The organism is Candidatus Megaera polyxenophila (genome assembly GCF_029982035.1).
Taxonomy (GTDB): Bacteria; Pseudomonadota; Alphaproteobacteria; order Rickettsiales; family Rickettsiaceae; genus Megaera; species Megaera polyxenophila.
Genome location: NZ_CP104166.1, coordinates 1,425,970 through 1,450,042 on the forward strand (window position 1 = coordinate 1,425,970; position 24,073 = coordinate 1,450,042).

A 24,073-nucleotide genomic window follows, 5' to 3' on the forward strand; every position below is an offset into this window, starting at 1 on the left:
CTAGATTAATTATAACATAATAAATAGTTATTTTTTTTGCCTAAAGCAAATCCTTGAATCATTAACAGCTTGCTCTCCTGATAGACTACAACCGTTATTTTCCATATCTAAAAGCAGTTAAGGGTGGGTTACCGGCCTAGAATTCTACATGGCTAATGAGAGAAACTGACACTCCGGAAAAGTTTTACCCATTCCGGCAGCGATTCTAACCAAATTTATGCTACCAGTCAAATTAAAAACCCAAGGTTGTTTTATATCCCTATCAATAATTAGTGCTGATGGATTTTTCTGCTAATTATGTTTCTAGCAAAAAAATAATAAGGAAATAATATGCTTGGATCATTTTTTTCTGCTATCGGCGGTAGTATCGGTAAATATATGGGCAGCGGAATATTATCATCAATAGGGAGGTATGCAGGTAAGTATATTGGTGATTTCCTAGAAAGGAAGTGGTTTTATAAAAAAGAAGTTTTTCTGAAATATGCAAGTCTTAAGGAAAGTTTTACTCTTTCGATAGCTACTTTAGGAGCTCCAATACCCCTTGTGTTCGGTAAAACCAGAGTTTTTGGTAAAATTATCTGGGTTGATGAAATAAAGAATGTAGCTAAAACTAGTTCAACTTCAAGATATTTTGCGCAGCCAAAATTTTTTAGGCTACCTAAGCAGGCTAAATCCACAACTTATTATACTGAATATGAATATTTTCTATCTTTTGCTGTGGCTATTTGCCAAGGGGAAATTAGAGAAATTACTAAAGTATGGAACGGCAACGAAATTATAGATATTAGCCATTATAAATTTCGGCTCTATAAAGGGTCACAAGGTCAAATGCCAGATCCGTATATACAAGCTAAAATGAACGGTTGTGCGCCGGCTTTCCGAGATCTTGCTTATATTGTGTTTGAGGATTTGCCGCTGGCAGATTTTGAAGATGTCATCCCTAATTTATCATTTGAAGTTACCAGAAAAGCTAACGTTCCTACCACTTACACAGTTGAAGATATGGTAAAATCGATTGTGATGATCCCGGGTTCTGGAGAGTATGTTTATGATACTGTTATCCAGAAAAAACAAATAATTGCTCGGAACGGTTCTGTTAAATGTGAAAAAGTAATTAATTCACATAATTTTTACAATATAGCAAATTCCATTCATAGCTTAAATCAACTCAAAAACACTTGTGAAAATATAGAATGGGTAGCACCGGTTATCTGCTGGTTTGGAAACAGTCTCGATTTATCAGAATGCTTAATTAGGCCTGCAGTTGAATTTAAAGATCCGTTAATTAGGTTTAGTGAAGAATGGAGGGTAGGGGAGTATAACAGGGAAAATGCTCACGAAATAGCAAAAGATATTAATGGCAATCCCAGATATGGCGGTAGTGTAAACGACCAAAGTGTAATTCGTTATTTACAGGAATTAAGATCCCGTGGCCTTAAGGTCATGTTTTATCCTATGTTTTTTATGGATGTAGACCAAAAACCTTGGCGTGGGCATTTAACGGGTGCTGCCGGTGAGGTAGAGCGGTTTTTTCGCAAAAGAGGAGGCTATAATGAATTTATTTTGCACTACGCTAATTTGGTTAAAGACTACGTGGATGCTTTTATTATCGGCAGTGAATTAATTGGTCTTACCAAAATAAAGGACTCAGGAAATAATTTTCCTGCAGTTAATGAACTAGTTAATCTTGCTGGCTTGGTAAAGGCAATAGTCGGGCAGAGAGTTCTGGTTTCCTATGCAGCTGACTGGTCGGAATATCATCATACGGAAGGTGGTTGGTATAATCTAGACCCTTTATGGTCTTCTCACGCTATAGATTTTATCGGTATGGATGCCTATTTTCCGCTAACTAATAGCGAAGGATCATTAATTACTGATAAGGAGATTAAAGATGGATTTTCACAAGGAGAAGGATATGACTTTTACGTATGTTATGAGCGAAATCAAAAAATACCACTAGCGCCTGCTTTTGCCTGGAAAAATCTTAAATATTGGTGGGAGAATACCCATAGAAATCCAGATGGAATAATTACAGCATGGCAACCACGATCAAAAAAAATCTGGTTTACCGAATATGGTTTTCCCTCGATTGATAAGGCTTCTAATCAGCCAAACGTTTTTTTCGATCCTTTATGTAAGGATGGCGGAATCCCAAAATATTCAAACGGTGAGATAGATTTTTCTATTCAAAGGAGATGTATTAGAGCCTTTATAGAATTCTGGGGTAAAGAGGAATATATTGAAAACATGTTTCTGTGGACCTGGGATGCAAGGCCTTATCCTGCTTGGCCTCATATGGATATATGGCGGGACGGTTATTTATGGGAAAAAGGCCACTGGGTTAACGACAAATTCGGAATGGCAAGTGTTGCCTCAATAATTCTTGAGATATCAAATAGGTGTAAAATAGACTTAAAAAACGTAGAAGCATACGGGGTAGATGAAGTTCTATCCGGAGTTATTTTTAACCATCAGCTTTCTGCTAAGGATGCTATTAGTATTTTAAGAAGCAGTTATTTTTTTGATATTAATGCAAGCGACTGCCAGAAAATATCTTTTATTAAAAGAGGGCAAAGCTTACCTGCCGGAATTGAGTCAGGAGATTTAATAAAACTTACAGAAAATAGTTATATAAATGAGGTTATTATTGCTAGAGAACAAATGCTTGCAAAAGCTAATATATATTTCCAAAATCAGCTGCAGGATTATGAAACTGGTTATTTGCATGTTAATAATGAGCAGTTTTCACATCTAAAAAACGCTACTTTACGATTGCCGTTTGTAATAACAATATCCGAGGTTGCGCAGATAGGTAAATTATTGCTAAAAAATGCAGCAGCTGAGAGTAAGATACTGGAATTTAATCTCCCGATTTCATATATTGACCTAGAGCCAGCCGATTTTATCTCCTTGGAATATAAGGAAGTAAAATATTACCTACGTGTAATAAAAATTAGCTTTACCGGTTTAATGATAAATGTTATTGCCGTAGTAGATGATATCAATAGCTACCATAGCATAACCAGTTTTAAAAATAGGATTGAGCTGTTCCATGAGAAAAATATAGAAACCGAGTTCAGGGTCATTGAGCTGCCGTTTAAATTATACGGTTATGATTTCCCTTATCTAACCGTTCATTTGAACAATAAAATCAAGTTACCTCTTTACGTTCGAACTAAACAAAGTCTAAATCCGAATTGGAATAAAATAGCACTAATAGAGCCAACTAATTCTATTGCTAGAATCGTTAATTTTCATGTGGTAGATGAGGCAAATCCATTTCTTATCGACGATCTTAGTACAATCGAAGTTAAAGGAATAGAGCTTGAGAAATTAAATGATAATAATTGGAAATTACTAGAGATAAATAGTGAATTAATTGCTTTTAAAAATATTAAGAAAATCCCTTCTGAAGAAGAAATGTACTCTATTTCTTATCTAATAAGGGGAACATATGGAACTCAAGGATATATTAAAAAACATGAGGCTGGATCGGTTGCAGCTATTTTTACCCATGATGTAAACATATTACCTATTTCCGAAGATGCGGTAGGTCAAACTCTTGAATTTAAAATTGGCTCTATTGCGGAGGAAGTAAATTTTACAAATTGCGCTTGCCATCATTCTATACCATTAACGGTTTCAAATTATGTTGAGGGTTCAAAAATGTATCTCCACTGGATAAACAGAAACTTTAAATCAGATAGCTGGATTCGAGGAATCGTTAGATTAAAGGATTTTTCCATTAAGCTTACTGCTAACAGCCGAGTACACAATTTTATTGCTGCCTCCGATGCGCATCAAATTGAAATAAATATTAGCGATGTAGATATTAGTGAGGGCTATAAAATCGATATAATTTAGTCACTAACGGTATAAGAGAATATGTTATGAAAACTACGAATTACCAATTTGATCTTATGTATCAAGGGCAGGAGCATAAAGATATAGTATATAATGAGTCCATACTAAAACTTGATGCAAATTTGAATTTAAGTGTAGATAATTTTGTTGAAAAGCCTCCTGAGACTATCACCTATGGTCAGCGTTTCATTCTTACTTCTGGTGAAAATAAAAACAAAATTTGTTACTTTGCCCATTCTACCAAAGGGATTCAATATATATCCCCTTATAATAATATGTTTGTTTATATGATAAAGGATGGTTGTTTTGCCATATTCTCGGATAATAGCTGGCAGAAAGTAACAACTGGTTTTGAAGAACAGGCCTCTTCTTCCTCGCTTAAATTTATAGGCATCAAAGATGAATATCTTCTGCCAAGTAAGGTTGATTGCCATTATCTGTACCTTGAGGGGAAGTGTGCTTTTAATTTTGATGAAGTTAAGAATTCCTCTTTTGTGATAATGATTAAGCAAAATTATGAAGAGGTTTTTAATATTAAGTGGCCTGAAAATATTTTGTGGCCTGGAAAAGAGTCTGTTCAAGTCACTGCTACAGCTAATGCGATTGATTTTTTTAGATTCCAGAAAATAGCTGAATCTAAACATTTCCTAGCTGAGACAATCAAAAAAAACTATCAATATTAATCACCAAAAATTTGAGGAAAAATTATGATTACTTTACTTGCTTCAATTGCCGGTTTTATCAGCTCAATAATTCCTGAAATAGTCAAATATTTTAAAGATGCAAACGATAAAAAGCATGAACTAGCTATTTTATAGTATAGGAAATTCAAAATTTGCAACCAGAAAAATCATCAATCAGCTTTTTAAAAATTCGTTTAATAAATATGTAGTTACCAGCCACAATATTAGAAATTATCAACACTTTTACAAAAATCTCTGCCAGAATCTATCTAAAAATAGGTTCAGTTTTACAAATTATGTGGCCAAGACGTGAAAGAAGTGTTCGCCATAATGATGTTATCTAGGCGTTGATAATAATTCATTGGTTCTTATTAATAACAATGGCGGAGATAAACCGTAATAAACTTGCCGCAGATTCATACATTTATTGCAATTATAGCAAAACAGAGGATCTATTTTAAAATTCAACCAAATCATTAATCTCCAACTAATGAGCTTAGTTTTCTTATGAACGATTTGATTAATTGCCTTATATACGATAGGTAATTGTACGCCCCTAGTTCTATTAGATAAAAAACCGTAATACCTAATCATTCGAAAATAACGATCTGGTATATGCATAATCAGACTAGCTATGAACTGCATCACGGGCATAGTTATGCGATCAATTGTATTATTATAGTGATCAAGAAATTTAAACGTTACCTGCTTTCCGTCGTAATTTTCTATTCTTGTCTCGGAAATAGGGGGCGTTTTATATACCGCCCTAAATATTCTATGTTGCGTTTATGATCATCCGATGGTTTTTGTAAATAAACATACCAACTGATTTCGTATAAACTACTCATCCAGTTATTAAAATTCTCAGCATTTTGATATGCGGACGGCAACTTCAAATTACTTGAGATATATTGAAAGCGAAATAACTCAAGGACTCTATGTCTCCACATTTTTTTAATAGGTTCGGCAGGAAAAAATAATTTTTGCCACTTGCCTTTGCTATTTATACCGCCGCAAGTAACCGATAAATGGATATGAACATTGCGTTTTAAATCTCTACCGAAAGTGTGTAAGGCAGTAAATATACCAACCACAAGATTTTTCTTTGTAGCTATCTCCTTAATAATTCCTGCTGCAATACCGGAAATCAATCCAAACAGATCACGATTGAGCCAAAATATCGGCCATAAAGAGTCCGGCATTGTAAATGTAATGTGCTGCCATCGTGTTTTTGGTAGAACATTGCTAGCCTTACTCACCCATTGATCCGTTTGTTTCTTACCACAACGAGAACAAAACCTACCTTTACAGCTGAATGCTACCGATTTATTGCGGTTACAATCACGGCAGCTATAACGTTTAAATCCTAAATATTTCGTTCCACACGATATAACTTTAGTGACGTTGAAAATAATGCCGTATCTTAGCTTGCCGTATTTTTTAGCGAAATCGAGACCAATTACCACGGTCTAGAAAAATATGTTTTATAGATATTCCTTTACCGACTATTTCCATAAATTACTTATAGTTAATGTTTTCTTACCAAGGAATCTTTCTTCCTTTGCGTTCTAAATCAAATTCTTTACAATCAGGGCAATAGTAAACAGAATTATACTTATGATTGGGAGATATTTTTCGCAACATTATCCAGAAAGCCTTGGCTATTTCCTTATCTCCTTCGGAAAAAATCTTTTTGATCCTGCTGTAAGGAATTGCTTGCTCTTTAGAAATGGCCTTAAGAGTTTTTACCGCTAATTCATTGACCAAATGCTGCTCAGAGTGCAAGTTACTCATAACTCAATTATATATTATCTTATGTATGTCTAACATTCAGTCTTTATAACTCAAGTTAAAACAAATCAAATACCAGTATTATAATCCTCCATAAATATTTATCGGTCAAGGGTATCTTCTTTTAAGCTGCCACCGATAGGTGGCTTATCTTGGAAAAGCAAATTCAATATAACCAGACAGCCGCAAGCCGATCTTTAGAAGAGATTCATATATCACGAGATATCCAGGAACAAGCATCGTTATATGCAACGTATAAAACTGAGATTACATGGGTAGATGCAGTTAACGGTCTAGTTAGGCCTGTTCTTGCTTACAGCTTTTTCATTATGTATATGGTTGTAAAATACCTCCAATATGCTGCGATTTCTAGAACTAGCCATGTAATCGAGTATATTGAAATTATTTGGAGTACTGACGATCAGGCGATTTTTGCTGGTATTATCAGTTTTTATTATGGACAGCGTACTTTTCAAAAATTATGGAAAAATAAAATATAGTGCAAAATTAGAAAATCGATGCACCGATTTACCAACCCAAAAGGAATTCAGTTAATTAAATCCTTAGAAGGCTTTAAAGCCGAACCGTATATTTGTAGTGGCGGCTATCTTACCATAGGTTATGGACACAGGATACTCCCTAGTGATCCTTATAAAATAGTTACCCAGGAAAAAGCCAGTCAAATATTAGAAAATGACTTGCGCAAAATAGAAAGGTCAGTCCTGAAATATATTGATGTAGAAATAAATGATGATCAGTTTGCTGCACTGGTCTCTTTTACATTTAATGTGGGTACTGCTGCTCTTCAAAGATCAGTTTTAAGACAGAAAATCAATTACGGTCATTATGAGGAAGGGGCAAAAGAGTTTTTAAAATGGATATATGCAGGAGGTAGAAAAATTATAGGGTTAATGCGTAGGAGAAAACTTGAGAGCGATTTGTTTAGTAGTTATAGGATTTTAGATAAGAGTTTACTTTAAGGTAAAAAACTAAAAATAATAATAACTTATAGTTATTGTTGACGAAACGTATGAAATCTTATAAAGTCACCGGCGGAGTAAGTAGGTATATGTATGTTTTTTTTAATCAAAATCATGCAGATGCGTCATGCTTTGGGGTCTAGAAAACCTCTTTAGAAATGGTTTGTATTAGCCTAATTGGTACACCCTCAATCAAGATTGGGGAGATGATAACTATGTACAAGGTCCTAAGGTGTAAAATAAAGTGATTCTTTAGGTCCTAAAAGTTATTGTAACTGAATTTCTACGGTTTTTTCTACTCCCCGATCGCCATTGATACAAATAATGTTATTTTATGCCAGGGTATGGCGGTCACATCTATTATGGTAAGTTTTATTTAAGGGATATAAATGGGTTTAGCAACTAGTACTATAGGTGATTTAGAACAACGGATTAGGGAAGAAGAACTGCTTACAAAATTATTTTCTTTTTACTATAAAGAGGTTGTAGAAGCAAATTATAGTTGCCAAGACATTATTGGAGCGATTTGGAGATCTAGGGGAGATATTTTACACCGACAAATATAAATTATCGGTTATGATGCCCGAAGAGAAGCGCGTACTAGAGGTCTTAGAATTATTAAAACAATTAATTAGCGATATCTTGCGTACCAGAATAAAAAATACAAATGTGATTAGTAATCGAAAGGAACTTCTAGATTATTTGAAATTTACAATGGGTGGTTTAGATGTGGAGCAGTGCAGGCTCTTACTTTTAAACAAGAAAAATATTGTTTTGGTAGATGAGGTCGTTTCCGAAGGTAGTTTGGATGTAGCTCCGTTATATTTACGGGAAATAATTAAAAAAGTTTTGTTTTACGGAGCGGCAGCTATTATTGTTGTACATAACCACCCTAGTGGTAGTCCAGTACCTTCCGAGAATGATTGGATAATTACCGATAAAATAATTAAGGCATGTAAAGTTTTTGATGTATCAGTGCATGACCATATAATAGTAACTAAAGACAGTTATTTCAGTATTTTAACTTGATGTTTGGATTATCACGAGATATTTTAGTCTGCGACCATTTCAGTTCTGGTCTTTACTGAAGTATATTTTATATTGTACTCAAATAACGCCAGGCTGGAGATTGGATAAATTTATAATTTAAGAATAAATATTTAACCCAGGCATGACTGTAGTTACAAGATTTGCACCTTCTCCCACAGGATTTCTACATATTGGATCAGCTAGAACTGCTTTGTTTAATTATCTGTTTGCCAGAAAAAATAACGGCAAATTCCTGCTTAGGATTGAAGATACAGATAAAGAAAGATCAACACAAGAAGCGATGCAGGCTATTCTTGAGTCGCTGAAGTGGTTAGGCTTAGATTATGATGATGAGGTAGTATACCAATCAGCAAGAGAAGCAAGGCATCAGGAAGTAGCTTACAGTTTGGTTGAAGCTGGAAAAGCTTATTTCTGTTTCTCATCGCAAGAAGAGATAGCAGTTTTGCGGGCAGAAGCTATGGCTAAAAAACAGCATTTTATTTTTAATAGCCCTTGGAGGAATGCTGATGTTGCTCAGTATCCAACAGGTGTAAAACCGGTGGTGCGGTTAAAAGCTCCACGGGAAGGTGTAACCGTAGTTAAGGACCTTTTACAAGGCGACGTAGTAGTTCAGAATTGTCAGCTCGATGATATGGTAATGCTCCGTAGCGACGGTAGTCCCACCTATATGTTAGCAGTTGTTGTTGATGATCATGACATGGGTATTACGCATATCATTAGGGGTGATGATCACCTAAGCAATGCTCATCGCCAGCAAATTTTATATGAAGCTCTTGGGTATAAAGTACCAGCTATGGTACATATCCCTTTGATTCATGGTCCAGATGGTGCAAAATTATCGAAAAGGCACGGAGCTCTCGGTACGGAAAGTTATAAAGAAATGGGTTATTTACCGGAAGCCTTATGTAATTATTTGCTGAGGCTTGGTTGGAGTCATGGTGACGATGAAATAATTTCAAGAGACCAAGCAATAAAGTGGTTTAGTATTGATGGCCTTGGCAAATCAGCAGCCAGGCTTGATTTCCATAAAATGAAAAGTTTAAATGCCCATTACCTAAGGCAGAAAAATGATTCGGAACTTGCTGAAATAGTAATAAATATGATTGAGGAAGATCGCAAAATATCGGCTGTTTCAAAAGGTAATATCTTAAAAGCAATGGCTAGCTTAAAACCCAGAACTGAATTACTGATTGATCTTAAACAAATGGCTCTTATGTACGTAGTAGATTTCCCGCTTTCCATTACTGCGGAAGCAAGGCAGATAATTTTAAACACTGATGACAATCTTTTAATGCAAGTAAGAGAAACCCTTACCGGTCTTGGAAATTTCTCTAAAGATGTAATTCAAGAAAAATTAAAAGAGCTTGCGGAATTAGCTAATATGAAACTTGGTGAATTAATGCATTTTATCCGAGCTTTTATAGCTGGGGACGTTAAATCACCAAGCGTATTTGAAATGATTGAAATTTTAGGATTGGAACACTCGCTTAATAGGTTAAAAAAATAACCCTACATTTATAGGCATGATCAAAAAATATCTGGCTCAAGCTCTAGACTTTAATAAGCTATATAACTCTTACCTGGTGGGTGTAGATGATGTAGAAGCTGCAATGAATGAAATTGTAGAATTTATTGGTAAAGCTTTTTATCAGGAGCAGAACGCTTTACGTCATCCTGACTTTATGCTGGTGAGAAAAATTGGGGATAGCGCAAAAAACATTTCGATGCAGCAAATTAGGGAATTACAGAATTTTCTGAATAAAACTTCCATTATTTCTGGTTATAAAACTGCTATTATTTACGGCGCAGACCAAATGAATTTAAATGCAGCGAATTCCTGTTTAAAGCTACTTGAAGATACTCCCAAAAACACTTATATTTTCCTTATAACAACTAATGCAGCTGCGATTTTATCGACTATTCGCTCAAGATGCAGAAAAATTACATATAATTATAATTCCACTGTACCTGATAGTTGCATAAGCAAACAGGTGGATGATTATTATGTAAGGCCGTTTCTTAAAACAACTAAAATTGATGAGCATTTAGCTTATCTTAAAGATTTTAGCTCAAAAGATAGGGAATTATGGGTTAAGTTTACAAGCAATGCTCAAAATTTAATTGTACGAGTCTGTAAAAAACTATCCGGCCATGAAGTTGCATTATCGCCTTTAGAAAAGAAATTTTTAGATCAATTAATGCCAGTATCGATTAGTTACCTTACTAAACAATATGATAAACTGGTAAAATTAACTGATGATACAATTAATTTTGATCTTGAGCTAAGAGCTAGTTATATTTTACTAATAAATATAATAAACTAAATCGGTTTTACATAAAATTAATTGCAATATAAAATAGCGTTTTGTAGATTATATACTGCATATATTATATAATATTGCAATTCCTTGATAAAACGCTTTTTTAGAAATTAAATTTTTTGAGGGAAATATGGCAGAGTTAAGATTACCACCCAATTCCAGAATTTCTGAAGGAAAAGTGCATGAAAACCTAGAAGCCGCAGGTTCTCCCAAAAAAATTATTATATATCGTTATGATCCTGATTCTGGAGAGAATCCAAGAAGAGATACATTTTACATAGATTTAAATAAATGCGGACCAATGGTCTTGGATGCTTTAATTAAGATTAAAAATGAGGTTGATTCTACACTAACTTTTAGGAGATCTTGCCGTGAAGGGATTTGCGGTAGTTGTGCGATGAATATAGATGGAACTAATACCCTTGCTTGTACTAAATCTATAGACGAAGTTTCTGGTGATATTAAAATATATCCTCTCCCTCATATGAGTGTAATTAAAGATTTAGTTCCTGATTTAACCCATTTTTATGCTCAGTATGCTTCCATAGAACCATGGCTAAAAACTGATACTCCGGTAGAACAAGGACAGGAACGTTTGCAATCTGTAGAAGATCGAGAAAAACTGGACGGGTTATACGAATGTATATTATGTGCCTGTTGTTCTACCTCTTGCCCAAGTTATTGGTGGAACGGCGAAAAATATCTGGGCCCTGCTATATTGCTCCAGGCTTATAGATGGCTTGCTGATTCAAGAGATGAAGCAAGCGGTAAAAGGCTTGATGCCTTAGAAGACCCTTTTAAGCTTTATAGGTGTCATACAATCATGAATTGTACAAAAACTTGTCCAAAAGGTTTAAATCCTGCTAAAGCGATTGCCGAAACTAAGAAAAAAATGCTTGAAAGGCAAGGTTTGTAATTTTACTAATGGAATCTGTATGAGTTTTAATAAGAATTTTATATATACTTTTTTAATTATTTTATATCAATTACCTGTATATAGTGCCTTTGCTTATACTACTGACCGTAGTTTAATTAGTTATTTTAGCAACAATATTCTTTGGCGGCTGTTAGTATATGGCGGTTATTATAGCTTAGGGGCTATAGCAGTAAGTGCTTTATTAGCGTTAGTTTTTAAATCTTTTAGAGTATATATTGCCAGTTTAGGCATGGCTATTTTTGCAATATATTTATTGATATTAATGTACGAAGTAGCAGAAGACCTCTCGTGGTTACCTGAGTAAGTAAGCGTGGCCGAAATTTCATCTCTTTTTCCTCTAGAAAAAAAGCTCACCTTTAATATGAATAATATTTTAGGTGCAAATAGTATTAGCAGATTAGCAGTTGCAGTTTCTGGAGGAGCTGATTCAATAGCTTTGTTGTATCTAATAGCAGAATGGGCTAAAGCAAGGAAAGTTGATATTACAATTTTTACTGTTAATCATAATTTGCGGCCAGAATCAAAACTAGAAATTAACTATGTTGAAAAATTAGCAGGCAGATTCAAATTCAAATTTGTGCCATTATCCTGGAATTCAGGTGATAAAATAACAGCAATACAAGAGAGAGCAAGGAAAGCCCGTTACGATTTAATGAGCGAAAATTGCAAAAAGCTTGGAATTTCTTTATTGCTTACGGCCCATCATTTTGATGATATGCTGGAGACTTATTTAATAAGAAAATCCAAAAAATCTAGTCTTCTTGCTCATTTTCCTAATATTACTTATTTTTGGAACAATGTATGGATAGTACGCCCCTTATTTAATATAGAAAAGAAAGAACTTATAGAGTATTTGTATAAGAATAATATTACTTGGTTTGAAGATCAATCCAATCAAGCTGATAAATACGAAAGGAATAGAATAAGGAAAAAACTTGCCACTCTTGCTAAAGCAGAAAAGGCCAACTTACTAGCTAACTATAATTTATCTAGTGAAAAAGCTAAATTGCTAAACCAGAGCTTAATACAATCTCTTGCGGAGGTAGTATCAATATATGAATACGGTTTTGCAAAAATTAATATTGTTAAATTTAATGGATTAGGAGATGAAATAAAAATTCATATAATTAATTACGTTTTAACAGTAATTAGTGGTAAAACTCTTATCCCTCGATACAGAAACGTAATTAACATAATATCTTTGCTTTCATCTAAAAGGTTTGTAACCTCTACTTTGAATCATTGTAAGCTAATTGTTAAAAATGAGGAGATAATAATTTATAAAGAAAAGGTATTTGTCGAGAACAGCTGCGATGGGAAGCAAGCATATCAATATATCCAGCCAGGACCACTCACTAAACACGATTATCGGTTTCAACCTCCTTATTATGTTTATTATTGGGATAATAGATTCGAAATTGTTCTTAATAAACCAGGCTATATTATTTCAAATCTAAAAATGGAAGAGTATATAACGCTAATACCCCAGTTAAATTTGGAAAATTTAGCTAAAGATAGTGATAATAACCATAAATCTATATTATTTACCCTACCAGTAATTAAAAATCTTGAAAAAGTGGTGGCTATTCCTCATATATCTTATTATGATGGTGGGGTGTTAAGTGGTGCTATAAAAGTGATTTTTAAACCTAACTTTATTTCACGTTTTACTCATTTTTTCTAGGAATTTTCAATGAACAATCAGAACAGAAATATTTTTATTTGGATATTTATTTTTATATTAATGATCGTAACTTTTAACGCTCTTCAGGGCGAAGGTTTTGGCTCGAGTAAGGAGAAGTTAGCCTTCTCTGATTTTTTGAATAAAGTTGATGCAAAACAAGTTTCCTCAGTTAAAATTCAAGGAAGAACATTAGACGGTACTTTTACCGATGGCACAAGCTTTTCTACTTATGCTGCTGACTATCCAGGATTGATTGATAAGCTTACTATGCATGGAGTATATGTTGATGTTATTCCGCCTGACACTAAAATGAATTCCATATTCAGTATTTTTATTTCCTGGTTTCCAATGTTGCTTCTAATAGGGGTATGGGTTTTCTTTATGCGCCAGATGCAAGGCGGTAGCAAAGGAATGGGTTTTGGTAAATCCAAAGCCAAACTCTTATCTGATAAAGGACCAAAGATAACTTTCGCAGATGTAGCTGGTATTGATGAAGCGAAAGAAGAATTGTCTGAAATAGTAGATTTTCTGAGAAACCCTAGTAAATTCCAGAAACTAGGAGGTCAAATACCAAAAGGTTGTTTGTTGATAGGACCTCCTGGAACCGGTAAAACTTTGCTTGCAAAAGCTATAGCAGGCGAAGCGAATGTCCCATTTTTTAGTATATCTGGTTCTGATTTTGTCGAAATGTTTGTTGGTGTTGGTGCTAGCAGAGTAAGAGACATGTTTGAGCAGGGAAAAAGAAATGCTCCATGTATTATATTTATTGATGAAATAGATGCAGTAGGCCGTCATAGAGGAATAGGTCTTGGGGGTGGTAATGACGAGAGGGAACAAACTCTTAACCAGATGCTTGTGGAAATGGATGGTTTTGAAGCAAATGAAGGAGTGGTAATTATTGCCGCAACCAATAGGCCAGACGTCCTTGATCCTGCCCTTCTTCGCCCTGGAAGGTTTGACAGACAGATTACGGTGTCAAATCCTGATATTAATGGTAGGGAGCAAATTTTAAAGGTGCATTTGAAGAAAATCAAACATTCTGATAAAGTAGATCCAAGAATTATTGCTAGGGGAACTCCAGGTTTTTCTGGGGCTGAACTGCAAAACCTTGTCAATGAAGCTGCCCTGCTTGCGGCAAGAGCTGGTAAGAAAATTGTGGAAATGGAAGATCTTGAAAACGCTAAAGATAAAGTATTAATGGGTGTGGAAAGAAGGTCGCTAGCCATGTCTGATGCAGAAAAAAAGCTGACTGCTTATCACGAAGGTGGCCACGCTTTAGTCGGTCTTTATTGTAGTGCTTCTGATCCGATTCATAAAGCAACTATTATCCCTAGGGGTAGAGCTCTTGGTATGGTTATGCGCCTACCTGAAGGTGATAGACTTTCAATGACTTTCGAAAAAATGAAAGCAGATATCGCCGTTGCCATGGCTGGAAGGGTTGCAGAAGAAATAATTTTTGGTGCTGAAAAGGTTACATCCGGTGCGTCCTCTGATATAAAAATGGCTACTAATATGGCTCAAGCAATGGTAACAGAATGGGGACTTAGTGAAAAGTTAGGGCCAATTTTCCATGGTAGAACTAACGAGGATATTTATGCTTCAGGTGGCGGAGGTGATAAGGGGAGATCAGAAAAAACTTCAGAAATTATTGATGATGAAGTAAAAAGAATAATAAAAGAAGGATATGATTTTGCTAAAAATATTCTTACAACTCACTTAGATCAATTACATATTCTAGCTAAAGCTTTAATAGAGCGTGAAACTATGTCAGGGAAAGAGATCAAGAATCTTCTTTCAGGGCGTGATATAGAGAGTGAAGAAGAGAATGATTTTCCTTTTGGAAAGGACCAAAAAATTATTTCCAAGACTGTAAAGAAAACAGAACCAAAAGGAAGAGGTGTCAAAACAGCCGCAATTAAAAAAGTTAAGGAATCTAAGCCATCTTAAGTAAGGACAATTTCCAAAGGAATTTAAAGGTATGACAAAAACAAAAGTTCTAATTATTGGTTCTGGTCCTGCAGGATTTACCGCTGCTATATACGCGGCCCGTGCGGCTCTAGAACCGATATTAATCTGCGGTATGCAACCTGGTGGACAGTTAACTATTACTACTGACGTTGAAAATTACCCGGGTTTTGCAAAACCGATACAAGGTCCGCAGTTGATGCAAGCAATGGAAGCCCAGGCAGTGCATGTGGGGGCAAAACTCGTTTATGATTATGTTGAAAGGGTTGAGATAGCTAATAAACCTTTTCGAGCCTTTACTTCCTCAGGTGATGTATACGAAGCTGATACAGTTATTATTTGCACCGGTGCGGAAGCAAAATGGCTGGGGCTAAAATCTGAGCAGGAATTTCAAGGGTTTGGGGTATCAGGTTGTGCTACCTGTGATGGTTTTTTCTTTAAAAACAAAGAGGTCGTAGTAGTGGGGGGCGGTAATACGGCAGTAGAAGAAGCCTTATTTTTAACAAATCATGTGAGTAAAGTTTACTTGGTTCATAGAAGGAATGAGCTCCGAGCAGAGAAGATTTTGCAGGATAGATTATTTGCGAACAAAAAGGTAATTCCTATATGGAATCATGTATTAAATGAAGTTGTAGGTACTAAAGACCCAAAATCAGTGACTGGAGTTCATCTTAAAGATGTAACTTCTGGCCAGATCAAAGAAATTGCTTGTGAAGGTGTATTTATAGCAATAGGTCATAAGCCTAATACTGATATCTTTAAAGGCGTTGTTGATATGGATAGCGAAGGTTATATAATAACATCACCAGGTTCTACAAAAACTAGTGTTGAAGGAGTGTTTGCAGCTGGTGACGTTCAGGATAAAATATATCGTCAGGCGATAACTGCTGCCGGAACGGGCTGTATGGCCGCCCTGGAAGCTGATAAATATTTAAGAGGTTTATAGTTAGTAGGAATGATGGACACAACCATAGAGAGGGTACTGCCTGCAAATATTAAAGCAGAGCAGATGCTGCTTGGGGCTGTTTTAATTAATCATACCTTGATTGAACAAGTAAATGAGTTCTTAAGAGCTGAACATTTTTTTGAACCTTTGCACCAAAAAATTTATAATTCGATTGAGGTTGTTGCTGATAAAGGCCTTACACCTTCAGTAATAGCCTTAAAGTCAATGCTTGATAAAGAGCCGTTATTTATTGAGTTAAACGGAGAGGAATATCTGATAAAATTAACGACCATGGCTATGGTTGTGATTAATCCTCATGATTACGGCAAAATAATATTTGATCTTGCAATTAAGCGTAATCTAATACAAATAGGCGAAAATATTGTAAATACAGCTTATGATTCCACTTTGGAAAATACTGGAGCTGAGCAACTTGAAATGGCTGAAAGTAAGTTATACCAACTTGCTAGTGAAGGAATTAATGAAAAAAGTTTTGTATCAATCAAGGACCACGTAGCTTCTTCCCTCAATAGCATTAACAGAGCGATGAAGAATTCTGATCATGTAACTGGAATCTCTACGGGTCTTACCGATCTTGATACAAAACTTTCAGGATTCCATAATTCGGATCTTGTCATTATTGCAGGTCGTCCAGGCATGGGTAAAACTGCTTTTGCCATTAATTTTGCTTTTAATGCGTGTAGGTCTCTGCTTAAAAAAACTGCCCCCGATTCCCCCCCGCCTTCAGTTGGTTTTTTTTCTTTGGAAATGTCGTCTGAGCAGCTTTCTACTAGATTACTCTCAATGTTGACTAAAGTTGATTCTACCTTGCTGAGAAGTGGAAAAGTTAATGAAGAGCATTACAACGATTTAAGGAAAGCGGCAGCAGAACTTGCCCAGATACCATTCTTTATTGATGATACTCCCGCACTGACAATATCAGCAGTTAGAACGAGAGCCCGTAAATTAAAAAGAAAGCATAATTTAGGAATTTTGTTTATAGATTATCTCCAACTCCTCCGTGGTTCTAATAAATCCGAAAATAGGGTTATTGAAGTCGCAGAAATTACCCAAGGGTTAAAAGCGCTTGCTAAGGAATTGAACATACCGGTTATAGCTTTAGCGCAGCTTTCAAGAGCAGTAGAACAAAGGGAAGATAAAAGGCCTATGCTATCTGATTTGCGCGAATCCGGCTCGATAGAACAGGATGCTGACGTGGTGATGTTTTTATACAGGGAAGAGTATTACTTAAGGAGGCAAGAACCCAAGCAAGATGACGTTAAATATTCTGAGTGGGTGGATAAATTAAGTAAAGTCCATAATTTTGCCGAAATTGTAGTTGCAAAACATCGTAACGGTGCTATCGGTAACGTGTCAGTGTACTATGAGGATAGGTATTCGACTGTTAGCAATCTAGAAAAAATTCATTAAATTAATAAATTTTTTTATGAAAACTCAAACCAGTAATATTATTTTTGGCTTAGCAGGAACGAAACTAGATGGTAAAGAAAAGGAGTTTTTTTTGAAAGCTAAACCATTAGGGTTTATTCTATTTTCTAGAAATGTTGAATCTAGAGAGCAGCTAATAGCTCTTACAAAATCACTGAAAGAGTTGTTTCCTGGAAGAAAAACTTTTATTTTTGTCGATCAAGAAGGGGGAAAAGTTGCAAGAATTAAACCGCCTGTTGTAGACAAATTATATCCAGCTGCAAAAATTTTTGCCGATATGTATTTGGATGACCAAATCAAGGCTAAAAGGGCAGTTAAGGAAAACTATTTGCAAATTATGGCAGACCTTAACAGCTTAGGGATTGATTCTCCATGTGCTCCAGTTTGTGATATCTATTACAAAGAAGCCGATCCTATTATTGGCGATCGCGGTTTCGGTTCTACTCCAGAACAAGCTATTGATTTATGCAAGGAAGCTATAGCTGGCATTAATGAACAAGGAGGAATAGCATTTATTAAACACGTTCCCGGGCATGGGCGAGCAGAAATTGATAGTCATCTTGCTTTACCGATAATTAATACGGACTTAAAAACTCTTGAAGAAACAGATTTTAAAGTATTTAAAGAGCTCTCAAGCCAAGAAGTATGGGGGATGAGTGCTCATATAGTGTATAAAGCACTTGATTCTAAGAAACCTGCGACTTTATCAGATAAAGTTGTTGATTATATAAGAAATAAAATCGGCTTTAAAGGTATTCTAGTAACGGATGATATTTGTATGTATGCTTTGCATGGTAAAGTGGGGCAACAAAAATCCTTGCTTACAAAGATTTCTCTTGCGCTTCAGAATAAGGAATGGAAGAATGAATATCAGGAAGATTTAAAAAAATTATTTGCAGTTGATGTAACTGATAAAGAGGGGCAAGAAATAATAGACATTTGCCAAAAGCAGCAGGAGCTTATAAAGCCGTTATTTTGTAAGAGCCTTGCTACTGTTACCAAAGAAGCTATTGTTGCTGGGTGCGATATAGTTTTGCACTGTAGTTCTGATTTACAAGAAATGAAAGCTGTTTATGAAGCTACAGAAAATATATCAACTCATTAATAATATGGAGAATAGAAATGACTTACTGTAACCATTCAAATCAAAAAAAATATCCTTTTGTTTTACCAGAATTGCCATATAGTAAAGATGAATTTAAACCTCATTTTACTGCTGAAACTTTCGATTATCATTATAACAAGCATCATAATGCTTATGTTACTAATTTAAATAATTTACTCCAAGATAATAAGGAAATGATAGATATGGATCTAGAATCCATAATTTTAGCTTCTAATAATTCAAACGCTGCTATTTTCAATAATGCAGCACAAGTATGGAATCATAGTTTTTTTTGGCACTCTATTAAACCAAACGGTGGAGGGAAGCCAACAGGAGAAATTCTTAGCCAGATTGAAAAAGATTTTGGTTCTTATGAAAAATTTGTGGCTGATTTTAAAGGAGCAGCGGTAAGCCAATTTGGTAGTGGCTGGGCTTGGCTTGTCTATAAAAGTGATAAACTCCATATTATAAAAACTGCTAATGCTGAAACTCCTATTACAGAAGGTTATGAACCTATAATTGCCTGCGATGTTTGGGAACATGCTTATTACATAGATTATCGTAATAGAAGACCTGATTATGTCAGCAGTTTTATTGATCATATGATTAACTGGGAATTTGCCGGTTTGCACTTAAAAAAGGCCAAAAAGCAAGTCTGAAAAAGGCTATTAGAAAGGTAGGAGCGGCAGATTATTAGATTGTAAAGATTTTAGCAATTTTGCTTCCTAGGAAAAAACAGCAAATGCTTATTCCAAAGCTAAGTATAGCATACGAAACAGCTATGCTATACTCATTCTTTGCTATAAGAGACCCAAAATCTAAGGCGAATCCTGAAAAAGTAGTTAAGCCTCCTAATATACCTGGCATCAAAAAATATTTTATATTATCCGATGTAATCCAACATGAAAGAGCTAGTTGAGCTAGGATTCCCATGGCAAGACACCCTAGACTGTTAATGATTAAAAGCTGGAAAGGTATGCCGATTATTGTTGAAGGGAGAATTCTAGAAATCGCTATGCGCATTACAGCACCGATAGCTCCTCCTAAACCAACTGCTATATATTGTGATACCATATTCTCCTTAGCTTTACCTAATAATTAGTATAAAATTATGAACTCGACGACTTATAGAAATAAAATTTCAGCAGAGCTTTTTTTTATTATTTCTTCTACAGTTACATCATCAGCTTTTTTTATTAAATATGTTTTGGAGTCTTTGATATCAAAAACCCCAAGGTCTGTAATTACTCTATCAACTACATTTACTCCTGTTAAAGGTAAGCTACATTTATTTACTAATTTTGGAGCGCCATCTTTGGAATTATGAGCCATTAGAACTACCACCCTTTTTATATTAGCAACCAAATCCATGGCGCCCCCCATGCCTTTTATCATTTTACCTGGTATTGCCCAATTAGCTAAATCACCGGTTTCTGATACTTCCAAAGCTCCAAGAATAGTTAAATCCACGTGACTGCCACGAATCATAGCAAAAGATGCAGCACTATCAAAATAACTACTTTCTGGCAGAGCGGTAATAGTCTGCTTGCCGGCGTTGATTAGGTCCGCATCTTCTTCCCCTGGATAAGGGAAAGAGCCCATGCCAAGCATGCCGTTTTCACTTTGGAAGCATACTTTTATATGTTTTGGTATGTAATTCGGTATATTTGTAGGCATGCCAATACCGAGATTAACAAATAGGCCGTCTCTGATCTCCATTTCTGCAGCTATTCTGCACATTTCATCATTTGTCCAAGCCATCAGGTAGCCTCTCTGTTTCTAGTAGTTACTTTTTCTATCCTTTTTTCATATTTATCCCCTTGTATTAACCTATCAACAAAAATACCAGGTGTATGAATGTTGTCGCTGTTAAGCTCCCCTATTTCAACGATTTCTTCAACTTCGCAAATAGTTGTTTTTGCTGCTGTTGCCATTATAGGATTGAAATTTCTGGCAGTTTTATGGTAAATAACATTGCCAAATTTATCAGCTTTATATCCTTTAATTATTGCAACGTCGGCAAATATTGCCCGTTCCATTAGGTATTTTTTTCCATTGAATTCACGTACTTCTTTTCCTTCGGCAACAATTGTTCCAACGCCGGTTTTAGTATAGAATGCCGGAATGCCTGCGCCGCCTGCTCTTATTCTCTCAGCTAGAGTGCCTTGGGGATTAAGTTCGAGTTCAAGCGACCCATCTAGATATTTTTGCTCAAATAACTTATTTTCCCCAACATAAGATGAAATCATTTTTCTGATTTGGCCATTTTTTAATAATAATCCAAGACCGAAATCATCTACACCGCAATTATTACTGACAATTGTTAAGTTTTTTACACCGGATTCGGCAATGGCTGCAATGATATTTTCCGGAATTCCGCAGAGGCCGAAACCACCGGCCAGAATTGTCATCCCACTTTTAATTACATCTTTTATTGCTTGACTTGCTGTATTATATATTTTTACCATTGCTAGTTGTATTATATAGTTTATAAACCATTAATCTATTACTAAATCCTTGCTTCTTGCAAGTTATTAGTTGGTTTTTAACAAAAATTATATTAAGAATTCTAAGGAGTAGCTAAAATTATACTATAATAGAATAATTTTGCCCTCAAATATGAAGTATTGATAAAAGCCAGATGCGAATTGATAAAAACATACCGAATTATTTAACAATTCTTAGAATAATTGCAATTCCGCTTATTGTAATGTCGTTTTATTTTGAGGATTCAAAATTTGCTCATAGATTTGGAGGAATAATTTTTGCTGCAGCCAGCCTAACTGATTTCTTTGACGGCTACTTAGCGAGGAGATACGATATAGTTTCGAATCTTGGTAAGATGCTTGATCCCATAGCAGATAAAGTACTGGTAGGATGTGTTCTGGTATTGCTTGTTAAAGCAGGAAGAGCTGATGAGATTCCTTGTCTTCTAATTCTGGCCAGGGAATTCGTTGTAGCTGGTCTACGAGAGTTTCTAGCCCAGGTAAGTGTTAGCGTACCGGTAACAAGGTTGGCCAAGGTTAAAACGGCTATACAAATGATTTCCATGACGATGCTTATCATCGGCTCGGTCGGTTCAGGTATTAAGTGGCTGGACCTGGTAGGTCACGTTTTTCTATGGATTTCAGCTTTTCTGACGCTCGTAACAGGTTATTCTTATCTGCACGCCTGTAGCAAGTATTTCTAATTATCATAAGTAGTTTAGTTTTAAAAAATACTTATGATAATTAAGGGGAGAATAGGTTATTAATCCGGATGATAAAGCTCTATAGAACTTTCTTCTCCTGATAATGAGCTACTGGTACTGTAGCTTTCTGAAGAGGAACTGCTAGACGAAGATGAAGATAATGAAGAAGAGAAAGAATAAGAGCTTTCCGAAGAACAAGAAGAGGATGAAGAAGTAGAAGAATTATTTTCCTCCCTAACTTCAAAAAGCGGCAAATAATCTATTATGATTTTATAAACATCTTCAGGAAAGCCCGTGGAACTGTAAACAGTTTTGGCGATTTTGTTTAGATGCTCTTGGAAAATACCTAAATGGCTAGTTAGTTTTCCAATTTCAGTTTTTTTAGATATCTTTCCTCCTTTTTCTAAAAAGAAACTTATAATTTTTTCTTGCAGCTTCGGAGCTTCTATTGTTTCTGATCTGTTTAAAACAATATCTAATGGATTGCCTATTTTAGAAGCATGCTCTAATTGCTGAGGAACAAATTCATATAGCTTTTTCAACAATTCAAGATTTTTATTATCAGATTTATTAGTTACGGTATTGAGGGCTAGTCTATGGAGTAGCGGTAACCCGTGGTTTTGTATTTTACTTAAATCAAAACTGCTTTTGCTTTTTTCATAGTATGATAAAACACCTTCTAGACTTAATTCATTTATTGGCATATTCAAATAGGATAGTATTATGTCCAAAACTGCCTCTGTTATATAAGCATTAAAGGTTTCTTTCATAGGGGAACTTATTTTATTTCTGACAAAGCTGCATAAACTATTGTAATCATATATGTCCGGTAAGCTTTTTTCTGCTGATAAATGAAAGTATTTTGACCCTAGTAAGAACATATATCTTACATCTTGCCCGTTATGATTTATTAAACTGAAAGCTCCTTCTTCCTCGCCTTGAGGAGTTGTTAATTTATCAAAGAAGCTGCTAGCTAGTGTGGTTATGAATGTATGGGAGATAGGAGTCAGTAACGACTTTCTACCCCATATATGTAAGACATTGTTACCGAACTTATCTATAATATTTACATCTGCTCCTTGACCGAGCAGCATTGCTATAGCGTGTAGACTATTCGCATAAAATAGAGCAGAACGGCCATATTCATCTTTAATATTTACATCTACCCCAGTTTTTTTTATTAAATTTTTTGTACCAATTACCATATTTGATTCTACATACCTTATTAGTAAAGGCTGCTCTGTTAGAGCTTCATCCCCTTCATCATCCTCAACATCACTCGTATAATAACCTGTATCAGTATCAATATCTGTATAATAACTAATAGGGGGCATCGTGGACTTGGATACAATAATTTCTTGTATTTTTTGAGGTAACAGTTCTTTATTATATGAACTATCCTCTTGTGATCTCCTATATTTATAACTAGCAACTAAGGTGCGATATATTCCTTGGGAATATGCAAATACTATTTCATCAAGCTCAGCCTGGATTTTAGAAGATAGAAGAATCCTAGGTAATGTATTTGTAAGAGTAAGTTCTGGATCGTAATGCGGCTTCCATAAAGCTCTTTCTATAAAAGCAAGTCCTGTTTCGGGAATTTGTTGAGCATATTCGTCTTTAACAGCTTTGGCAATAATTTCGTATATTTTTTCAATATCTATCAAGCTTTTATCTGTTAATGGGATATCTTCTGTTTCAAATTTATATATTAGAAAGTTATAGATTTTTTTGGAATATTCAAAAACCATTTCATCAAATGCACTAATTAGTTCTTGTGGAATTCTGGATGCAGACTTCCCCTTGTCAATGTAATGTTTTTTCATAGTTATTTGAAAATGTTTTTTTAACTTAAAATTGCAGTATTGTAAAATACACAACCTTAAGTGTCAATAATTATCATATTATCTGCTATTGGGAGCAACGAAAAAGCATTGTGTTTTTTAGATAGAGTTCTAAAATATGGTCTGTTAGACAAATAGTTAAATAAAGTGAAATTTTTATTACGGTCTTTATTATTTTTAACCATCATATTTACAATATCGCTATTATCGATTCTTTTATGGCTTAAGACCGAGAGCGTTATTGCGATGGTCACTAACTTTGTT

23 protein-coding genes and 1 pseudogene are annotated in these 24,073 nt (G+C 35.0%); 17 read left to right on the forward strand and 7 right to left on the reverse strand.

Annotated features, from left to right (window positions below):
- Positions 1–330: 330 nt before the first annotated feature.
- Together N3Z16_RS07660 and N3Z16_RS07665 are read left to right on the forward strand one after the other, a co-directional pair.
- Positions 331–3,864, forward strand: coding sequence for a glycoside hydrolase/phage tail family protein (locus tag N3Z16_RS07660; protein WP_282486037.1), 3,534 nt, complete (start codon positions 331–333; stop codon positions 3,862–3,864).
- Positions 3,865–3,890: 26 nt separating this feature from the next.
- Positions 3,891–4,547: a DUF2793 domain-containing protein gene (locus N3Z16_RS07665; protein ID WP_282486038.1), complete on the forward strand. Its 657-nt coding sequence runs from the start codon at positions 3,891–3,893 to the stop codon at positions 4,545–4,547.
- Here N3Z16_RS07665 and N3Z16_RS07670 read toward each other — a convergent pair.
- The 3 genes and pseudogenes from N3Z16_RS07670 to N3Z16_RS07680 form a co-directional block, all read right to left on the reverse strand.
- Complete coding sequence (locus N3Z16_RS07670) at positions 4,544–4,696, reverse strand: hypothetical protein (RefSeq protein ID WP_282486040.1); 153 nt, start codon at positions 4,694–4,696, stop codon at positions 4,544–4,546. The two genes, N3Z16_RS07665 and N3Z16_RS07670, sit on opposite strands and share 4 nt — an antisense overlap.
- A gap of 187 nt (positions 4,697–4,883) precedes the next feature.
- Positions 4,884–6,013 (reverse strand): annotated as a pseudogene (locus N3Z16_RS07675) (IS91 family transposase).
- 73 nt (positions 6,014–6,086) lie between these two features.
- Positions 6,087–6,341: a hypothetical protein gene (locus N3Z16_RS07680; protein ID WP_282485543.1), complete on the reverse strand. Its 255-nt coding sequence runs from the start codon at positions 6,339–6,341 to the stop codon at positions 6,087–6,089.
- 149 nt (positions 6,342–6,490) lie between these two features.
- Between N3Z16_RS07680 and N3Z16_RS07685 the strand changes: the two genes are divergently transcribed.
- The 14 genes from N3Z16_RS07685 (at position 6,491) to N3Z16_RS07750 (ending at position 19,434) form a co-directional block, all read left to right on the forward strand.
- The gene (locus N3Z16_RS07685; protein WP_282486042.1) at positions 6,491–6,838 is read left to right on the forward strand and encodes a hypothetical protein; all 348 of its coding nucleotides are present in this window, start codon (positions 6,491–6,493) and stop codon (positions 6,836–6,838) included.
- A gap of 18 nt (positions 6,839–6,856) precedes the next feature.
- A complete protein-coding gene (locus tag N3Z16_RS07690) occupies positions 6,857–7,318 on the forward strand; it encodes a lysozyme (protein WP_282486043.1) in 462 nt (153 codons plus the stop codon).
- A 389-nt stretch (positions 7,319–7,707) separates the two neighbouring features.
- Positions 7,708–7,884: a hypothetical protein gene (locus N3Z16_RS07695; protein ID WP_282486044.1), complete on the forward strand. Its 177-nt coding sequence runs from the start codon at positions 7,708–7,710 to the stop codon at positions 7,882–7,884.
- 10 nt (positions 7,885–7,894) lie between these two features.
- A complete protein-coding gene (locus tag N3Z16_RS07700; RefSeq protein ID WP_282486045.1) occupies positions 7,895–8,347 on the forward strand; it encodes a JAB domain-containing protein in 453 nt (150 codons plus the stop codon).
- A 142-nt stretch (positions 8,348–8,489) separates the two neighbouring features.
- Positions 8,490–9,875 (forward strand): glutamate--tRNA ligase, encoded by a 1,386-nt coding sequence (gltX, locus tag N3Z16_RS07705; RefSeq protein WP_282486046.1) that lies wholly within the window; start codon positions 8,490–8,492, stop codon positions 9,873–9,875.
- A gap of 16 nt (positions 9,876–9,891) precedes the next feature.
- Positions 9,892–10,692: a DNA polymerase III subunit delta' gene (locus tag N3Z16_RS07710; RefSeq protein WP_282486047.1), complete on the forward strand. Its 801-nt coding sequence runs from the start codon at positions 9,892–9,894 to the stop codon at positions 10,690–10,692.
- A 127-nt stretch (positions 10,693–10,819) separates the two neighbouring features.
- Positions 10,820–11,605 (forward strand): succinate dehydrogenase iron-sulfur subunit, encoded by a 786-nt coding sequence (locus N3Z16_RS07715; RefSeq protein ID WP_223938814.1) that lies wholly within the window; start codon positions 10,820–10,822, stop codon positions 11,603–11,605.
- A 19-nt stretch (positions 11,606–11,624) separates the two neighbouring features.
- Entirely contained in the window at positions 11,625–11,930 is a 306-nt protein-coding gene (locus N3Z16_RS07720) for a hypothetical protein (RefSeq protein WP_223938813.1), read from the forward strand.
- Between the two features lie 57 nt (positions 11,931–11,987).
- The gene (tilS, locus tag N3Z16_RS07725; protein ID WP_282486048.1) at positions 11,988–13,310 is read left to right on the forward strand and encodes a tRNA lysidine(34) synthetase TilS; all 1,323 of its coding nucleotides are present in this window, start codon (positions 11,988–11,990) and stop codon (positions 13,308–13,310) included.
- Between the two features lie 9 nt (positions 13,311–13,319).
- Positions 13,320–15,257, forward strand: a complete 1,938-nt coding sequence (gene ftsH / locus N3Z16_RS07730) for an ATP-dependent zinc metalloprotease FtsH (protein WP_282486049.1) — start codon at positions 13,320–13,322, stop codon at positions 15,255–15,257.
- 31 nt (positions 15,258–15,288) lie between these two features.
- A complete protein-coding gene (gene trxB / locus N3Z16_RS07735; protein WP_282486051.1) occupies positions 15,289–16,221 on the forward strand; it encodes a thioredoxin-disulfide reductase in 933 nt (310 codons plus the stop codon).
- A gap of 9 nt (positions 16,222–16,230) precedes the next feature.
- Entirely contained in the window at positions 16,231–17,652 is a 1,422-nt protein-coding gene (locus N3Z16_RS07740) for a replicative DNA helicase (protein WP_282486052.1), read from the forward strand.
- A gap of 16 nt (positions 17,653–17,668) precedes the next feature.
- Positions 17,669–18,775, forward strand: a complete 1,107-nt coding sequence (locus N3Z16_RS07745) for a glycoside hydrolase family 3 N-terminal domain-containing protein (RefSeq protein WP_282486054.1) — start codon at positions 17,669–17,671, stop codon at positions 18,773–18,775.
- Positions 18,776–18,792: 17 nt separating this feature from the next.
- Positions 18,793–19,434, forward strand: coding sequence for a superoxide dismutase (locus N3Z16_RS07750; protein ID WP_282486055.1), 642 nt, complete (start codon positions 18,793–18,795; stop codon positions 19,432–19,434).
- Positions 19,435–19,468: 34 nt separating this feature from the next.
- Here the strand turns inward: N3Z16_RS07750 and N3Z16_RS07755 are convergent, their stop codons facing one another.
- Genes N3Z16_RS07755 through N3Z16_RS07765 form a run of 3 tightly spaced genes read right to left on the reverse strand, consistent with a single transcriptional unit; the run spans position 19,469 to position 21,243 of the window.
- A complete protein-coding gene (locus N3Z16_RS07755; protein ID WP_282486056.1) occupies positions 19,469–19,849 on the reverse strand; it encodes a fluoride efflux transporter FluC in 381 nt (126 codons plus the stop codon).
- 51 nt (positions 19,850–19,900) lie between these two features.
- Complete coding sequence (locus tag N3Z16_RS07760) at positions 19,901–20,536, reverse strand: 3-oxoacid CoA-transferase subunit B (protein WP_223938617.1); 636 nt, start codon at positions 20,534–20,536, stop codon at positions 19,901–19,903.
- Entirely contained in the window at positions 20,536–21,243 is a 708-nt protein-coding gene (locus N3Z16_RS07765) for a CoA transferase subunit A (protein WP_282486057.1), read from the reverse strand. The genes N3Z16_RS07760 and N3Z16_RS07765 overlap by 1 nt, the downstream gene beginning before the upstream one ends.
- A gap of 173 nt (positions 21,244–21,416) precedes the next feature.
- Between N3Z16_RS07765 and pgsA the strand changes: the two genes are divergently transcribed.
- Positions 21,417–21,965, forward strand: coding sequence for a CDP-diacylglycerol--glycerol-3-phosphate 3-phosphatidyltransferase (gene pgsA / locus N3Z16_RS07770; RefSeq protein ID WP_282486058.1), 549 nt, complete (start codon positions 21,417–21,419; stop codon positions 21,963–21,965).
- Positions 21,966–22,024: 59 nt separating this feature from the next.
- On the opposite strand, the gene N3Z16_RS07775 is transcribed toward pgsA, so the two are convergent.
- Positions 22,025–23,791, reverse strand: coding sequence for an ankyrin repeat domain-containing protein (locus N3Z16_RS07775; protein ID WP_282486059.1), 1,767 nt, complete (start codon positions 23,789–23,791; stop codon positions 22,025–22,027).
- Between the last annotated feature and the right edge of the window lie 282 nt (positions 23,792–24,073).

Bases quoted from the DNA above. Each gene is read 5' to 3' on its own strand.
- N3Z16_RS07660 (WP_282486037.1), top strand. From the start codon at position 331: ATGCTTGGATCATTTTTTTCTGCTATCGGCGGTAGTATCGGTAAATAT.
- gltX (WP_282486046.1), top strand. From the start codon at position 8,490: ATGACTGTAGTTACAAGATTTGCACCTTCTCCCACAGGATTTCTACAT.
- N3Z16_RS07695 (WP_282486044.1), top strand. From the start codon at position 7,708: ATGGGTTTAGCAACTAGTACTATAGGTGATTTAGAACAACGGATTAGG.
- N3Z16_RS07755 (WP_282486056.1), bottom strand. From the start codon at position 19,849: ATGGTATCACAATATATAGCAGTTGGTTTAGGAGGAGCTATCGGTGCT.
- pgsA (WP_282486058.1), top strand. From the start codon at position 21,417: ATGCGAATTGATAAAAACATACCGAATTATTTAACAATTCTTAGAATA.
- N3Z16_RS07745 (WP_282486054.1), top strand. From the start codon at position 17,669: ATGAAAACTCAAACCAGTAATATTATTTTTGGCTTAGCAGGAACGAAA.
- trxB (WP_282486051.1), top strand. From the start codon at position 15,289: ATGACAAAAACAAAAGTTCTAATTATTGGTTCTGGTCCTGCAGGATTT.
- N3Z16_RS07765 (WP_282486057.1), bottom strand. From the start codon at position 21,243: ATGGTAAAAATATATAATACAGCAAGTCAAGCAATAAAAGATGTAATT.
- N3Z16_RS07690 (WP_282486043.1), top strand. From the start codon at position 6,857: ATGCACCGATTTACCAACCCAAAAGGAATTCAGTTAATTAAATCCTTA.
- N3Z16_RS07750 (WP_282486055.1), top strand. From the start codon at position 18,793: ATGACTTACTGTAACCATTCAAATCAAAAAAAATATCCTTTTGTTTTA.
- N3Z16_RS07710 (WP_282486047.1), top strand. From the start codon at position 9,892: ATGATCAAAAAATATCTGGCTCAAGCTCTAGACTTTAATAAGCTATAT.
- N3Z16_RS07740 (WP_282486052.1), top strand. From the start codon at position 16,231: ATGATGGACACAACCATAGAGAGGGTACTGCCTGCAAATATTAAAGCA.
- N3Z16_RS07665 (WP_282486038.1), top strand. From the start codon at position 3,891: ATGAAAACTACGAATTACCAATTTGATCTTATGTATCAAGGGCAGGAG.
- N3Z16_RS07700 (WP_282486045.1), top strand. From the start codon at position 7,895: ATGATGCCCGAAGAGAAGCGCGTACTAGAGGTCTTAGAATTATTAAAA.
- N3Z16_RS07715 (WP_223938814.1), top strand. From the start codon at position 10,820: ATGGCAGAGTTAAGATTACCACCCAATTCCAGAATTTCTGAAGGAAAA.
- N3Z16_RS07760 (WP_223938617.1), bottom strand. From the start codon at position 20,536: ATGGCTTGGACAAATGATGAAATGTGCAGAATAGCTGCAGAAATGGAG.
- N3Z16_RS07775 (WP_282486059.1), bottom strand. From the start codon at position 23,791: ATGAAAAAACATTACATTGACAAGGGGAAGTCTGCATCCAGAATTCCA.
- N3Z16_RS07720 (WP_223938813.1), top strand. From the start codon at position 11,625: ATGAGTTTTAATAAGAATTTTATATATACTTTTTTAATTATTTTATAT.
- tilS (WP_282486048.1), top strand. From the start codon at position 11,988: ATGAATAATATTTTAGGTGCAAATAGTATTAGCAGATTAGCAGTTGCA.
- ftsH (WP_282486049.1), top strand. From the start codon at position 13,320: ATGAACAATCAGAACAGAAATATTTTTATTTGGATATTTATTTTTATA.
- N3Z16_RS07680 (WP_282485543.1), bottom strand. From the start codon at position 6,341: ATGAGTAACTTGCACTCTGAGCAGCATTTGGTCAATGAATTAGCGGTA.